The following is a 15,489-nucleotide window of genomic DNA, read 5'->3' as shown; positions in this document are numbered from 1 at the left end:
TGGACGGGCGGGGAGCGGGTCAGGGCACCGCCAGTTCGCGGTACAGCGCCAGGTAGCGTTGCGCCGAGGCGCCCCAACCGAAGTCCTGGCGCATGGCGCGCCGCTGGGTCGCCCTCCACTCCGTGGAGCGCGCGTGCAGCGCAAAGGCGCGGCGGATCGCGGCGCCAAGCGCGTCCGGCTCGAAGCGTTCGAAGACGAAGCCGGTGGCGAGATCGTCGGCGAGATTTTCCAGCGATGCGTCGACCACCGTGTCGGCGAGGCCACCGACGCGATGCACGAGCGGCAGTGAGCCATAAGCGAGCGCATAGAGCTGCGTGAGGCCGCACGGCTCGAAGCGCGACGGCACGGCTACCACGTCGCTGCCGGCGATGATCGCGTGCGCGAGCGACTCGTCGAAGCCGAGTTCGACCGCCACCGAATCCGGATGGGAATGGGCCACGCGCTGCAGGCCTTTCTCGAGTGCGGCATCGCCGGTGCCGAATACGACCAGTTGTCCGCCTCGCCTGACGATCTCCGGCAGCGCGGCGAGCAGCAGATCGAGGCCCTTCTGTTCAGTCAGACGGCTCACCACGCCGAACAGCAGCGCTTCGCTTTTGCCGGCCAGACCGAAACGCTTTTGCAGCGCGGCCTTGCAGGCGTGCTTGCCCGACAGCAACGTCGAGGTGTAGTGCTCGGGGAGCAGGGTATCGGTCGCCGGGTTCCATACCGTGTAGTCGACGCCGTTGAGGATCCCGGACAGATCGTGCGAACGGTTGCGCAGCAGCCCGTCGAGACCGCCGCCCTGGGCGAGCGTCTGGATTTCGCGCGCGTAGGTGGGGCTCACGGTGGTGATGCGGTTGCTATAGAACAGGCCTGCTTTAAGAAACGACATCTGCCCGTAGAACTCGATGCCTTGCATATGGAAGAAGTCGGCCGGCAACCCCAGCTGGCCGAACAGATGAGCCGGAAATACGCCCTGATAGGCGAGGTTATGCACCGTGAATACGCTGCGTGCGAAAGCCCGGCCGTGTTGACGCTCGGCCGCTCGCAGGTAAGCGGGGGCGAGGCCCGCATGCCAGTCGTGTGCGTGGACGATCTGTGGCGCCCACTCCGGATCGAGATGCTGCGCCAGTTGCGCGGCGACCCAGCCGAGCAGTGCGAAGCGCTGGGCGTTGTCGCCGTACGGCACGTGTTCCGCGTCGAGATAGGGGTTGCCCGGACGGTTGTAGAGTGAGTCGGCGCGGATCACGTAGACCACGAGGCCGTTGGCCGGCAGCGTGCCCTGTTCCAGCGTCACGTTCGGCGAGTCGAACCGGCGGCCCAGTTGGGCCACCGGGCGCAGATCGGTGAGGCCCGCCACCACCGATGGAAAGCCCGGCAACAGCACCCTCGCATCGGCACCGAGCTCGATCAGCGCCGAGGGAAGGGCGCCCGCCACATCGGCAAGACCGCCTGTCTTCAGGAGGGGATACAGCTCGCTTGCGACGTGCAGGGCGCGAATCGTCATGGGCAGGTTTCCGGTTGTGGCGCGTGTTGGTTCGGGTTTGCAGGTTACCGGCCCGGCTGCGCGGTTCGACGACTGGGTCGCCCTCCGCGCAATCCTACTGCGCCGGCTTCTGGCCGCGTAGCGCATCCGGCGTCACGAGCACGATACCGGTTTCGGTGCGGTAGAAGCGCTCGGCGTCCTGCACCGGATCTTCACCGATCACCGTGCCGTCCGGAATCGTACAGCCGCGGTCGATCACCACGCGGCGCAACCGGCAACTGTTGCCAATCGTGACCTGCGGCAACAAGACTGCCTCATTGATGTTACAGAAAGAATTCACAACCACATTCGACGACAGCACCGAGCGCGAAATCTGCGAACCGGAGATGACGCAGCCGCCGCACACGACCAGGTTGGTGGCCGAGCCCTGCAGCCCGTTCATGTCGCGCACGAACTTGGCCGGCGGCAACTGCTGCTGTTGCGTCCAGATGGGCCAGTCGGGATCGTACAGGTCGAGCGTCGGGATCGTCGAGGCGAGGTCGAGATTGGCGGACCAATAAGCGTCGACCGTGCCGACATCGCGCCAGTACGGCTCGACGTTCGGATCCGAGGAGACGCACGACATGCTGAATGGATGGGCGATCGCATGCCCTTGCGTCACGACGCGCGGCAGGATGTCCTTGCCGAAGTCGTGGTCGGTGTCTTCGGTGGTGATGTTCTCGTCGAGCAGCGTGTACAGGTAGTCCGCGTTGAACACGTAGATGCCCATGCTGGCCAGTGCCATGTCGGGGCGCCCCGGCATCGCGGGAGGATCGGCAGGCTTTTCGACGAAGCCGGTCACGCGGCGGTTCTCATCCACGTGCATCACGCCGAAGGCCACCGCGTCCATGCGCGGCACCTCGATACAGCCCACCGTGCAGTCCGCGCCGCTCTCGACGTGGTCGCGGATCATGCGCGTGTAGTCCATCTTGTAGATGTGATCGCCGGCCAGCACGACGACGTATTTCGGCCGGATCGAACGGATGATGTCGAGGTTCTGGAACACGGCGTCCGCCGTGCCGCGGTACCAGTGACCACCTTCGACGCGTTGCTGCGCGGGCCACAGGTCGATGAACTCGTTGAACTCGCCGCGCAGGAAGCCCCAGCCGCGCTGCACATGCCGGATCAGCGAGTGCGCCTTGTACTGCGTGACGACCGCGATGCGGCGAATGCCCGAATTCAGGCAATTGGACAGCGCGAAGTCGATGATCCGGTACTTGCCGCCGAAGTGCACGGCCGGTTTGACGCGTTTGTTGGTGAGCGGCCCGAGCCGCGTGCCGCGTCCGCCTGCGAGGACGATGGCCAGGGTGGCGCGTTGCAGATCGTTGAGGCTTGCCGGAGTTTCCATTTTTTGTCTCCATGTTTCGGGCGGCGTTCGCGCTTTTGCGCTGACACCTGTCCCATGCAACGTGGTTGCTGATGTTGTACCCCGGTTGGATCTGCTGGTTTGTTTTTCTATTGATTCTGGTCCAGATATGCGCTGCTGTCGCCCTCCGATTGACAATTGTTTGCTATTTCTAGCACTGATCTACCGCCGGCGAATAGTCTGGATTATGTGGATGCCAAACTTATCGGTGTCCTGCGCAAGATCGCAGTCGAGGCTCGCGGCGTCCGTGCGGAACGGCGCATAGCGGTACGAATGGTGCGGCGCAATATGGGCGGCGCCGGGTTTCGGATGGCCGATGCAGGCGCCGGAGCAGGATTCGGATGGGGAACGTAGAATCGGCAACTCGATTGCAGGCCGCCAGGGGTTGAGCTGTGGGGGCGTTCGCGTCGAAGCTGATTTCGCTTAACCATTCTGCCGGAACCCATTGCGTATGAAAGTTAGTCGAACCTCTGTGCTCGCCCTGTTCAGCGCCTGTGTGCTGACGGTATGCGCCGCGTCCCACGTAGCGTGGGCCGAGGGCGATAGCGCCGCCAGCGGGCCTGCCACAGCAAGCGCTGCCGCGGGCAACGACGGTCCCGCCTACGGCCCCGAACTGCAGGGCTTCGACTATCCGGCGCCAGTCGAGCAATACGATTTCACTTCGCAAGGCGTTGCCTTGCATATGGCTTATATGGACATCAAGCCAGTGCATCCCAACGGCCGTACGGCGGTGTTGCTCCATGGCAAGAACTTTTGCGCGGCCACCTGGGAGCCGACCATCCAGCGTCTGAGCGATGCCGGCTACCGGGTGATTGCGCCGGACCAGATCGGCTTCTGCAAGTCCAGCAAGCCCGAGCACTATCAGTACAGTTTCCAGCAACTGGCGCGCAATACGCATGCGCTGCTCGACGCGCTCGGCGTGAGCCGCGTCACGATGATCGGCCATTCGACCGGCGGCATGCTCGCGATCCGCTATGCGCTGATGTATCCGCAAGAGACGCAGCAACTGGTGCTCGTCAATCCAATCGGCCTCGAGGACTGGAAAGCGAAAGGGGTGCCTTCGCTCTCCGTCGATCAATGGTACGAGCGTGAGCTGAAGACGACGGCCGACGGCATTCGCCGCTACGAACAGTCCACCTATTACGCCGGCCATTGGCGCGCCGACTACGAGCCGTGGGTGCAGATGCTGGCGGGCATGTACCGCGGGCCGGGCAAGCAGATCGTCGCGTGGAATTCAGCGCTGCTGTACGACATGATCTATACGCAGCCGGTGGTATATGAACTGGGCGAACTGCGGATGCCGACGTTGCTGATGATCGGCCAGAAGGACACGACGGCCATTGGCAAGGACGCTGCGTCGCCGGAGGTGCGGGCGCAGATCGGTCATTATCCGGAACTGGGCCGACTCGCGGCGCGGACGATTCCGCATGCCACGCTCGTCGAGTTCGCGGACCTGGGGCACGCGCCGCAGATGCAGGACCCGCAGGCGTTTCATAAGGCGCTGCTCGACGGGCTGGCGGCGGTACCGGCGAATCAGTAAGGGGGTGAGCCGACCGCGCGGCCTCTCTTTACTTACTGACCGCCGGCAATCTCATCGCGCACCTGCGCGGCGATCTCGAACGAGTGCAACCGCGCGGCGTGATCGTAAATCTGCGCGGTCAGGATCAACTCATCCGCGCCGGTTTGCTCGATCACCGACAGCAGGCCTTCGCGAACGGTATCCGGATCGCCGATCACCGAGCATGCGAGCGATTGCGCGACACTGTTCAGTTCCATCTCCGCCGCTTCGATCCGGTCCACCGGCGGTTGCAACTGCCCAGGCGTGCCGCGGCGCAGATTTACAAACTGCTGCTGCAGCGACGTGAACAGGCGATAGGCCGCTTCGTCGGTGTCGGCCGCGAACAGGTTCACGCCAACCATCGCATAGGGTTTGTCGAGCGCCGCCGAGGGACGGAACTGCGCGCGATACAAGCGCAGCGCGGTCAGCATATGGTCCGGCGCGAAGTGCGACGCGAACGCAAACGGCAGACCGAGCGCCGCGGCCAGTTGCGCGCTAAAAAGCGACGAACCGAGCAGCCACAGCGGCACATGCAGCCCCGCGCCTGGTACTGCTCGCACGCGCTGACCGGGCACCGGATCCGCGAAGTAGCGCTGCAGTTCGACCACATCGTCCGGGAACGTGTCGGCGCTACCGTGCAACTCGCGACGCAAGGCCCGCGAGGTGGTCTGATCGGTACCGGGCGCGCGGCCCAGACCCAGATCGATCCGCCCCGGGTAGAGCGATGCGAGTGTGCCGAACTGTTCGGCGATTACCAGCGGCGCATGGTTGGGCAGCATCACGCCGCCCGAGCCGACGCGTATCGTTTTGGTCCCACCAGCCACATGGCCGATCACTACCGACGTCGCGGCGCTGGCGATGCCGGTCATATTGTGATGCTCGGCGAGCCAGAAGCGCCGGTATCCCCATTGTTCCGTGTGCTGGGCGAGATCGAGCGTGTTGGCGAAGGCCTGCGCCGCGCTCGCGCCGGCGTTGATAGGAGAGAGGTCGAGGACCGAGAAAGGGATCATGGCAAGTTCGTCCGAAGCCGTGCGTCGCGCGGCTCGCGCGGAGCGATGTGCTCGCACGCCTGTAAGTCCGTCGACAGCAAAGGCAAAGATCGATTGTGCCAAAGCGCTTCGATTCCCGCTGACGCGGTGAACAAGTCCACACCGCCGACAGGGTGAGGGTGTCGTTGTGGTGAATCGTGCGGTGTCTGCGTGTGACGTCGCACAGATCGCAGGTCCGGCTGGGGCTAGCGTGAGATGGCTGCTGCACAGCAGATGCACGGCGCACCGTCGGTGCGCCGGACCACGCATCCGTGCTGCGCTGCGGCAGGCGGCGATCGTGATGCCAGCCGGTTCGTTGCGTCACGCGTAGGTCGGCTACGCAAAGTACCTCCGGACGCAGCGGACCGGCCGGGTCATCGGACCCTGGCCTGCCGTCGGTCGCATGCGCCACGCACCATTTGTTCAGACCAGTCGAATGAGGCAAGCCAGTGCAATTCGCCTCATTGAACAGATCAATATGTGAAAGGTCCACGCGTGTCCTCAGAATGCCGCGATTATTGTCAGTCAAATAACACAGCTTTATAAAACTGTAAAAGATCCCTGCTAGCCCAGTTAAAGGCGGTTTAGAGCGAACGGCGGTAATGAAGCAAGTTTTCACGGGGACTGCTACAATTTTTCCGACCATGAACGTGCAGGCGATTGCCTTTCAAAGGCCGGACACCGGGCTGTCAGCCTTGCTGGTCATGGTTTTGTACGCCCGTAGGTTTGATCTCTGCGGTCGCTGACAGAAGCGCAACCAGAGCGGTCGGTCATTATTGACCGATAGATCTCTGTCTATTCGCTTTCGATTATCTGTCATAAAGCCGATCAAGTATTACGGGAAATTACAGTAAAGCAATCGCACACGTTGCTTCGACAATGCGGCTCATTCCGATGCCAATTGTTCCGACGCAGGCAGAAGGAGTTCCGATCTTGCGAGCGAGCGTATCCATGCATCTTTTGTCGATTTGTCCTGCTATCGCCGGGTTGCGTGCCACCGGCAGCGGGAGAGGTGGCCAATGACGGTGCATTCGCTATCTGGTCTGGAGTGGCTGCTGGTTCTGACGTGCTGTGCCGCCACTGTGTATGCCGGTGTTGCCGCTGTCGCGATGCCGTTTTTTAGCAAGCGTGCTGCTGTGCGTCATGTAGGCTGGAGTTCCGTCAGCGTGCTCAAACCGCTGTGCGGGACCGAGCCGCGTCTGTACGAAAACCTGGTGACGTTTTGCGAGCAGGCGCATCCTTGCTTTCAGTTACTATGCGGGGTTTCGTCGCCGGTCGACCCGGCCATCGGCGTAGTGCGGCGGCTGCAGGCGGCGTATCCGCATTGCGACATCGAACTCGTGATCGATTCGCGCGTGCACGGCAGCAACCTGAAGGTCAGCAACCTCATCAACATGGCGCAGCGTGCGAGCCATGACATCATTGTGCTTGCCGATAGCGACATCGCCGTTGAACCGGACTACCTCGACACCGTCACCGCGCCGCTCGCCGACCCCGACACGGGCGTCGTCACCTGCCTGTACCGGGCGCAGAGCGTGGGTGGCTTCTGGCCGAGGGTGGGGGCGCTGTTCATCAACGAATGGTTTGCGCCGTCGGTGCGGGTCGCGCATGCGGGCGGCTCGCGCCGTTTCGGCTTCGGTGCGACGCTGGCGTTGCGACGCACGACGCTCGAGGACATCGGCGGCTTCGAGACCCTCAAGGATTGCCTGGCCGACGATTACTGGCTCGCCGAACATGCACGCGCGCTTGGGTTGAATACGGTGCTTTCGTCGGTGATGGTCGCCACTGACGTGATCGAGCCCACTTTCACCACCTTGTGGCTGCGCGAATTACGCTGGTTGCGCACGATCCGCTCGGTGAATCGCTCGGGGTTCGCCTCGCTGATCATTACGTTTACGACGCCGTGGCTGCTGGTCAGCGCGCTGCTGGCGGTCGGGCTGGGTAATGGATTGATCGATGGAACCACCGGCGGAGCGGGCGCTCATCCATTGATGGCGCTGACGCTGTCGATCAGTGCGGCAACCGGCCTGTTCGCGCGCGTGCTGTTGCATGCGCGCAGCGCCCGCATTTCGCGCACCTTCTGGCGCGATCTGCCGCTCGTGCCGCTGCGCGACACGCTGCTCGCCTTGCAATGGCTCGGCGCGGTGTTCGGCTCGCATGTCGTCTGGCGCGGCGCGCGGATGTCGGTCGTCAATCGCGTGGCGCAGACGCGTGCGTCGATTGTGGAACTCTCCGATCGTGGATGAAAACGTCTGCGGATTGGGCACTTGGTGCGGCGTCACGTCGGGGTATTGTGGCGCTGCGGCGGTAGAACAGTATCATCGGTTTTAACGACTTTTCAGAAATCAGAATCAAGGCAGATAGCGGAGCACATATGAAAACGCTGTTTTTGCAGGCCCCGTCGTATGACGGTTTCGATGGCGGCGCGGGGTCGCGCTATCAGGCGAAGCGTGAGATCCGTTCGTTCTGGTATCCGACATGGCTCGCGCAGCCCGCGGCGCTGGTGCCGGATAGCCGCGTGCTCGATGCGCCGGCGGATGGTCTCTCGGTGGAGGCTTCGCTCGATATCGCGCAGCAGTATGACCTCGTCATCATTCACACGAGCACGCCGTCGTTTCCTACTGACGCGCTGTTCGCCGAGGATCTGAAGAAGCGCAAAGCGTCGGTGATGATCGGCATGGTGGGCGCAAAGGTCGCCGTCGATCCGCACAATTCGCTGACCGCGAGCGAAGCGATCGATTTCGTCTGCCGTGAAGAATTCGATTTCACCTGCCAGGAAGTGGCGGCGGGCAAACCGCTCGCGCAGATCCAGGGTTTGAGCTATCGCGCTGCGGACGGCTCGATCGAGCACAACGAGGCGCGCCCGATCCTCGAGAACATGGATGAGCTGCCGTTTGTAGCACCTGTCTACAAGCGCGACCTGAAAATCGAAAATTACTTCATCGGTTATCTGAAGCATCCATACGTGTCGATTTACACGGGTCGCGGCTGCCGCTCGAAGTGCACGTTCTGTCTGTGGCCGCAGACGGTGGGCGGTCACCGCTACCGCACGCGCTCGGTAGAGAACGTGCTCGAAGAAGTGAAGTGGATCCGCGACAACATGCCCGAAGTCAAGGAGATCATGTTCGACGACGACACCTTCACGGACTTCAAGCCGCGCGTCGAAGAGATCGCACGCGGGCTGGGCAAGCTCGGCGTGACATGGTCCTGCAATGCAAAGGCCAACGTGCCGTATGCGACGCTGAAGATCATGAAGGAAAACGGTCTGCGTCTGCTGCTGGTGGGCTATGAATCGGGCGATGACCAGATCCTGCTGAACATCAAGAAGGGTTTGCGCACCGACATCGCACGACGCTTCAGCGAAGACTGCCGCAAGCTGGACATCAAGATCCACGGCACCTTCATCCTTGGGCTGCCGGGCGAAACGCAGGAGACGATCGAAAAGACGATCGAGTACGCAAAGGAAATCAACCCGCACACGATCCAGGTGTCGCTCGCGGCGCCTTATCCGGGCACGACGCTCTACAACCAGGCGGTAGAAAACGGCTGGCTGCAGGAGAACAAGGTGATCAACCTGGTGAGCAAGGAAGGGGTGCAACTCGCGGCGATCGGTTATCCGCATCTGTCGCGCGAAGAGATCTATCACCACGTCGAGAGCTTCTACAAGCGTTTCTATTTCCGGCCCTCGAAGATCTGGGAGATCGTGCGCGAGATGCTGCTGAGCTGGGACATGATGAAGCGGCGTCTGCGCGAAGGCGTGGAGTTTTTCCGCTTCCTGCGCGCTCACGAAGCGTGATGGCGTACGAGGCTCGGCTTTCGCAGCGCACGCTGATCTTCACGGCAGACGATTTCGGTTTGCACGAGCGGGTCAACGAGGCAGTCGAGCGCGCGCATCTGTACGGTGTGCTGACGGCAGCGAGCCTGATGGTCGCCGCGCCGGCCGCGCGCGATGCGCTCGCGCGCGTGCGGCGGCTGCCGGAATTGCGGGTCGGCCTGCATCTGGTGCTGGCCGATGGCGCGGCGCTCCTGCCGCGCGAGGCGATTCCGGCGCTGGTCGGTCCGGAGGGCCGTTTCGGCGACGATATGGTGCGCGACGGCTTTCGATTTTTCTGTCTACCGTACGTGCGCAAGCAGCTCGCACTGGAAATCCGTGCGCAGTTCGAAGCATTCGCGAAGACCGGGCTGCCGCTCGATCACGTCAATACCCATAAGCACTTCCATCTGCATCCGACGGTGCTCGGGCTGATCCTCGAAATTGGCCGGGACTACGGCATGCGTGCGATGCGTCTGCCGTGCGAATCCAACGAACCGCTGTGGCTTAAACCGTGGATTGGCCTGGTGCGGGACCGCCTCGATCATGCCGGTATTGCGCACAACGACTATGTGGTCGGCATCTCCAGGACGGGGCAGATGACTGAGGGCGTCCTGCTCGATGCGTTGGCGCGCTTGCCGGACGGCGTGGGCGAGATCTATTGCCATCCGGCCACGGCCGGTGAGGGCGCGTTGAGCGCCGGCATGCGCGACTACCGGCATGCGGACGAACTGGCCGCGTTGCTGTCGCCGCGCGTGGCGGCGGCTATCGAGGCGGCCGGGGCGACGCGCGGCGGCTTTGCCGACGTGTTCGGCGAGTGGCATCGCCGTGGTGCGCAAGCGTCATGAAGCGCCTGCAATGGGCCGGTTTGCCGATCGGGATCGCGATCCTGATTGGGCTCGTGCTGCACGAGGGTGTCGGCGGTCTGATTCAGATCATTGGGCAAGCCGGGTTTGCGTTGCTGTGGCTTGTGCCGTTTCATGCACTGCCGTTGTTGCTCGATGCGTATGCGTGGCACCTGTTGCTGGGTAAGCGGGCATCGCTGATATTTCTTTGGTGGGTGGCGACGGTTCGTGAAGCCGTGAGCCGCTTGCTGCCCGCAGCGGGGATTGGCGGGGAGATTGTCGGGATTCGGCTTGCCGCCTGGCGTGTGGACGATCTGAGCGGAGTCAGTGCCTCAGTTGTCGTCGAGGTCATGGTGACCTTGGCCGTGCAGTATGTTTATTCGGCGCTCGGGTTGGTGTTGATCGTGGCGGCTACGCATCAGGCTGGGGTCGTGCGCACGATTGGAATGGCTTTGCTTTTGTCGTTGCCTTTGCCTGTTATCGCTGTGGTCCTCATTAGGCGGGGCGGGGTTTTTTATGCCATCGAGCGGTGGGCTGGGAGGTTGTTGGGCTCCACGGGTTCGCTTCTGTCGGCGGTCGATGGGCGGCAGCTTGACGCAGATATCGATGCGCTTTTGTCTCGCAGCGGGCTTTTACTGAGGGCGTTTCTCTGGCAACTGAGTGGGTATCTGCTTGGCGCGCTTGAGACTTATTGGGCTTTGGCGTTACTGGGGCATCCTGTTTCTTTGAGCGGGGCTTTGGCTATTGAAGGCCTCACTCAGGCTGTCAGGCATGCTGCGTTTTTTGTTCCCGCTGGGGTGGGGGTGCAGGACGCGGCGGTTGTACTGCTTGCGCAATTGTTTGGGGTCGATCGGGAAGTTGCGCTTTCTTTAGCTCTCGTTAAGCGCATGCGCGAGGTTTTGTTTGGGTGTGCTGCGCTTCTCTCATGGCAGGGGGGTGAGGTTCTCCGCCGTTTGGGCGGGCCTTCTTCCGTTATCAAGGGCAGGGTTTGAAGGTCGTCTGGGTTGCCGGTTTATTTCGTTTGCGGCGCGGCTTTCGTTGGTGTTCCTGAGGTTCACTGACGTCATGCCAGCGCGGCGACGACCTCGGCGATCTTGCGGCAGCCCTCAGCGATGATTTCAATGTTGGCTGCGATCGACATCCGGAAGTATGGCGATAAACCGTAGGCGGACCCGGAGACGACAGCCACGCCCGCGTCTTCAAGCAGATACAGCACAACCTCCGTATCTTCGTTGAGAACTCTTCCCCGCGGTGTGGTACGGCCGATCAGGCCACTGCAGTTGACGTACAGACAAAACGAACCGTCTGGCGCAAGGCAACTGATACCGGGAATGGCGTTGAGCGCTTTGACTGCATACTCGCGTCGCTCGCGATAAACACGCCCTGAATCCGTCACGAACGTCTGGTCGCCGGTGAGCGCGGCCAGCGCAGCGGCCTGACTGACCGAACTGGCATTGCTGGTCGATTGCGACTGCAACGTGTCCATTGCTTCGATGATGTCCAACGGGCCTGCCGCATAACCGATTCGCCAGCCGGTCATCGCGTAGGTCTTTGAGACGCCGTTGACTACCAGCGTGCGTGAGCGGAGTTTGGGTTCGATGTTCAGCAGATGAACGTTATCGGCATCGTCGAAGCGAATATGCTCGTAAATATCGTCCATCAGCACCATCACGGACGGATGGCGTAACAACACGTCGGCAAGCGCCCGCAATTCCGCCGTACTGTAAGTGGCGCCGGTGGGATTGTTCGGTGAGTTGAGGATGAGCCAGCGCGAACGCGATGTGATCGCCGCTTCGAGTGTGGCGGCCGTAAGTTTGAAGCCATCGGACTCGGAGCAGGCAAGCGCCACCGGGATTCCGTCGCAAGCCAGCGTCATGTCCGGGTACGACACCCAGTAGGGGGCGGGTATCAGCACCTCGTCACCGGCTTCGACGGTGACGGCCAGAGCATTGAAGATCGCGTGTTTGGCCCCGCAGGTCACGATGATCTGACGAGCATCGTAGGCAAGCCGGTTTTCGCGCTGAAGTTTAGACGCAATCGCCGTACGCAGTGCCAGTGTGCCTGCGGTTTGCGTGTAACGCGTTTCGCCGCGCTCCATGGCCTCGTAGGCGGCGCGCCGAATGTGTTCCGGAGTATCGAAATCGGGCTCGCCGACCACCAGGTTGATGATGGTCTTACCCTGCCTGCGCAACTCAGCGGCGCGATCTGCAGCGGCGCTGCTTGGGGAGGGCTTGATGCGCTGTACACGAGCCGCGATTCGCGATGAACTCACTCCAGACTCCTGAAGGGTTTTAGTATGAACAAAGCTTAAGCGGGCAGAATCCGTCACGCAAAGACCGATTTCCTCTGGAGAAATAGCATCGTCTTATGGCACCTTCGCCGCGGCAGATGCTCACAAAATATTGCACGGAGTCGCGTCGGCTAAAGATGCCGCCGTGCCTGCCGTTATTGAATGTGCGCCTGAGGCGCTCTAGCCCCCTCTTTGATTGGGCGCCTTCGGGCGCCCGTTTATCGTAAGGAAGTCGAAATGCCGTCTTCCCGCTTGTCCATAAACAGCCGTCTCGGTCTTTCGATGGCGTTTCTTGGTCTTCTGCTGATTGCCATCGGTTTGGCCGGCCTCGCCGGAATGAGTGAAAGTAACGGCGCGAATCGCACAATGTATTTGGAGCAACTGCCGAAATCGATCGCCATTGGCGAGATGACGATCATGGTCGGCAGGCAACGCACCACGCTGGATCGTGCCGCGGTGAATCCCGGCTCGGATGACGCCAGGCAGATGTACGTCACGTTAAAGGACGTCCGGCACGCCGCCGATCAGGCCTGGAACCAGTACATAGCATTGCCGCGCGATGCCGGCGAGGACCGTCTCGCCATGCAGGTCGCAAGCGAGCGCGCGGCGACCGAGCGCGAACTGGACAAACTCCAGGACGCCGCCATGCGCAGCGACCGCGAAGCGATCCCCAAGGTAATGATCAATGTCGGGACGATCTACACGCGCATGCAACTTGCGGCCACTGCATTGAAGGCCTATCAGTTCAACCAGGCCAGGAGCGAATACGAAAGGGCGGGGCATACGTACATGCTGTTTCGTATCGGCAGCATCGTGGCAATCCTGGTTGGCGTGCTGGCTGCCTTCGGCAACTGGTACATGTTGCGCCGTGCCATTCTCGGGCCAGTGAACGAAGCGGTCGTGCATTTTGAGCGGATCGCTCAAGGCGATCTTAGCCACGACATCGAGGTGCGCTCCAGAGACGAGATGGGGAACATGCTCCAGTGCCTCGTGAATATGCAGCAAGGTCTGACCGACGTGGTGAAGTCGCTGCGCGAAGGAAGTAACGCGATCGCCACTGCGACGCGAGAAATTGCTGCCGGAAACGCCGATCTGTCGGCACGGACCGAGGCGCAGGCGGCATCGCTCCAGGAAACCGCATCGAGTACCGAGCAATTGTCCAGCACGGTGAGCCTGAACGCCGAAAATGCGCAACGTGCGACTGATCTGTCCGCGTCGGCTTCCGAGGTTGCGCGAAAGGGGCATCAGGTCATGTCCAGAGCGGTAAGCACGATGCAGGAGATCAGCCAAAGCTCGTCCGCGATCTCCGAAATTACAACCATGATCGAGAGCATCGCTTTTCAGACCAATATTCTCGCGCTGAACGCGGCGGTCGAAGCCGCACGCGCCGGCGAGCAGGGGCGTGGCTTCGCCGTCGTGGCCAGCGAAGTGCGTACGCTGGCTCAACGCTCGTCAGCTGCAGCCAAGGAGATCAAGGGACTCCTTACCAATTCGACAGCACGCATCGATGCCGGCTCGACTCTGGTGAACGAAGCTGGTGACACCATGAACGAAATCATCGGAGCCGTGGCCCGCGTGCATGCGATCATGGCGGAAATTCTGGCGGCGTCGCAGGAGCAGAGCCACGGTTTGAGTCAGGTCAGCACAGCGGTCAACGCGATGGATCATGCGACCCAGCAGAATGCCGCGCTCGTCGAGGAATCTTCCGCCGCGGCCCGTTCGCTGCAGGATCAGGCGCAAGCGCTGGCGAAATCCGCTGCGTCGTTCAAGTTGCCCGGTTGACAAGATACGCCCGACCCGAGCCCATTGGCGCAATCAGACAGGGCTCAGCGAGGCCGCGGCACGAACATGCTCAAAAATCTCTAACCGATGCCTTGCGCCGTGATCGCTCGCACATCCACCTTCGTCGGCAGGATCTGTTGCTCGAACGCGCGGTCGGCGACCTTTTGCAGCGCTGCGATGTCCGCGTCGCTGACGGGCCGTTGCTGCAAGGCGGCGCGAGCGGTGATGACTCTCGCCGTCCCGATCGGCAGGCGCGTCACCGTCGCATACACCTGCGCGTACGCTTCAGGATGTCCGACAGCCCACGCGCCGGCGCGCTGAAAGCGTTGCAGCGCATCGCTCAACGCCGGGCGCTTCGCCTGGTCCGCGGCCGCTGCGCCCGAAGCGGTGATGAAGGCAAGTCCGGTGTTGATGCCGGAGCCGTCGCGTAATACGCGGCCTCCGCGCTGCACAGCGGTGCCGAAATACGGATCGAAGGTCGCCCATACTTCAAGCTGGCGCGCCTCGAACGCCGCAAAGGCGTCGACGGGCAGCACGAAGCGCACGTTCACGTCGTCACGCGTGAGTCCGGCTTCGGCCAGCGCGCCATACAACTGGTATTGCGAAATGCTGCCGCGCGCCGACGACACCACCACAGTCTTGCCTTTCAGATCGGCTACGTGCCGTAGTGGCGAATCGGCCTGAACGACGATCCCGAGCGAGGTCGGCGTTCCGACGCGGGTCGCGACAATCTTCAGCGACGGATCGCCGATTGCCGCCGCAAGCACGGGCAGATCGCCCGCGGGCGCGAGATCGACCGCGTTCGCGCGCTGCGCCTCGAAGAGCGGCGCAGCGCCCTGGAAGTTGGCCCAGCGAAACGCATAGGGCGTGCCGTCCAGCACATGGGCCGCTTCGGCTAGCGCGCGCAGTCCGCCGGCCTGATCGCCAAATACCAGGGTGGGCTCTGCAGCCAGCGCATCCGTCGCAGCGAGCCACGCCGCAGCGGGAGCGAGACCACAGGCGGCAAAGGTGTGCAGAATCCGGCGGCGGTCGGAGCGAAAAGCGGTCATCGGTGTAGTTCCACGAAGAGGAAAACGCAAACAGGAAGCGGAAGGAAGCCGCGGAAAAAGCGGCAAGCATGAATTGGCCGGGACAGTTCGCGGAACGGCCGGAACATGCTGTCGCGGAGCGAGGTTAGCAACCGCTTCGAGCCGTCACAAACATGCAATTGCGATATCTTTATCGGCTATCAATATTTAACGAACGCATGTTGCGGTGCTACCTTTGAGGCTTGCCTGACATCCCGTCCGGGGTGTTGCCGCCGGC

Annotated in this window: 11 protein-coding genes; 6 read left to right on the top strand and 5 right to left on the bottom strand. The window is 62.2% G+C overall.

Translation table 11 applies throughout. The features are described 5' to 3' along the window. Positions 1-19: 19 nt before the first annotated feature. Both glgA and glgC read right to left on the bottom strand, forming a co-directional pair. Entirely contained in the window at positions 20-1,486 is a 1,467-nt protein-coding gene (gene glgA / locus P3T24_RS15200; protein WP_429435710.1) for a glycogen synthase GlgA, read from the bottom strand. A 94-nt stretch (positions 1,487-1,580) separates the two neighbouring features. After that, complete coding sequence (gene glgC / locus P3T24_RS15195; RefSeq protein ID WP_074265048.1) at positions 1,581-2,852, bottom strand: glucose-1-phosphate adenylyltransferase; 1,272 nt, start codon at positions 2,850-2,852, stop codon at positions 1,581-1,583. A 469-nt stretch (positions 2,853-3,321) separates the two neighbouring features. Between glgC and P3T24_RS15190 the strand changes: the two genes are divergently transcribed. Further along, the gene (locus P3T24_RS15190; RefSeq protein WP_429435707.1) at positions 3,322-4,410 is read left to right on the top strand and encodes an alpha/beta fold hydrolase; all 1,089 of its coding nucleotides are present in this window, start codon (positions 3,322-3,324) and stop codon (positions 4,408-4,410) included. Between the two features lie 32 nt (positions 4,411-4,442). On the opposite strand, the gene P3T24_RS15185 is transcribed toward P3T24_RS15190, so the two are convergent. Further along, positions 4,443-5,438 carry an LLM class flavin-dependent oxidoreductase gene (locus P3T24_RS15185; protein WP_429435704.1) on the bottom strand — a complete coding sequence of 332 codons (996 nt, stop codon included), beginning with the start codon at positions 5,436-5,438 and terminating at the stop codon, positions 4,443-4,445. Positions 5,439-6,475: 1,037 nt separating this feature from the next. Between P3T24_RS15185 and hpnI the strand changes: the two genes are divergently transcribed. The 4 genes from hpnI (at position 6,476) to P3T24_RS15165 (ending at position 11,104) form a co-directional block, all read left to right on the top strand. Continuing rightward, a complete protein-coding gene (gene hpnI / locus P3T24_RS15180) occupies positions 6,476-7,702 on the top strand; it encodes a bacteriohopanetetrol glucosamine biosynthesis glycosyltransferase HpnI (protein ID WP_429435702.1) in 1,227 nt (408 codons plus the stop codon). 128 nt (positions 7,703-7,830) lie between these two features. Next, on the top strand, positions 7,831-9,252 hold the full coding sequence (gene hpnJ, locus P3T24_RS15175; protein WP_429435699.1) for a hopanoid biosynthesis associated radical SAM protein HpnJ: 1,422 nt from the start codon (positions 7,831-7,833) through the stop codon (positions 9,250-9,252). Then, positions 9,252-10,115, top strand: a complete 864-nt coding sequence (gene hpnK / locus P3T24_RS15170; protein ID WP_429435696.1) for a hopanoid biosynthesis-associated protein HpnK — start codon at positions 9,252-9,254, stop codon at positions 10,113-10,115. The genes hpnJ and hpnK overlap by 1 nt, the downstream gene beginning before the upstream one ends. Next, on the top strand, positions 10,112-11,104 hold the full coding sequence (locus tag P3T24_RS15165; protein WP_429435693.1) for a lysylphosphatidylglycerol synthase domain-containing protein: 993 nt from the start codon (positions 10,112-10,114) through the stop codon (positions 11,102-11,104). The genes hpnK and P3T24_RS15165 overlap by 4 nt, the downstream gene beginning before the upstream one ends. 71 nt (positions 11,105-11,175) lie before the next feature. Here P3T24_RS15165 and P3T24_RS15160 read toward each other — a convergent pair whose 3' ends face one another. After that, positions 11,176-12,384 carry an aspartate transaminase gene (locus P3T24_RS15160; RefSeq protein WP_429435690.1) on the bottom strand — a complete coding sequence of 403 codons (1,209 nt, stop codon included), beginning with the start codon at positions 12,382-12,384 and terminating at the stop codon, positions 11,176-11,178. A gap of 255 nt (positions 12,385-12,639) precedes the next feature. On the opposite strand from P3T24_RS15160, the gene P3T24_RS15155 reads away from it, so the two are divergent. After that, the gene (locus tag P3T24_RS15155) at positions 12,640-14,184 is read left to right on the top strand and encodes a methyl-accepting chemotaxis protein (RefSeq protein ID WP_429407563.1); all 1,545 of its coding nucleotides are present in this window, start codon (positions 12,640-12,642) and stop codon (positions 14,182-14,184) included. Between the two features lie 80 nt (positions 14,185-14,264). On the opposite strand, the gene P3T24_RS15150 is transcribed toward P3T24_RS15155, so the two are convergent. After that, a complete protein-coding gene (locus P3T24_RS15150; protein ID WP_429435687.1) occupies positions 14,265-15,233 on the bottom strand; it encodes an ABC transporter substrate-binding protein in 969 nt (322 codons plus the stop codon). Positions 15,234-15,489: the final 256 nt, after the last annotated feature.

Origin of the sequence: Paraburkholderia sp. GAS33 (assembly GCF_050436645.1) — a bacterium.
Lineage (GTDB): Bacteria > Pseudomonadota > Gammaproteobacteria > Burkholderiales > Burkholderiaceae > Paraburkholderia > Paraburkholderia phenazinium_B.
This window is presented reverse-complemented; position numbering and strand designations above follow the sequence as displayed.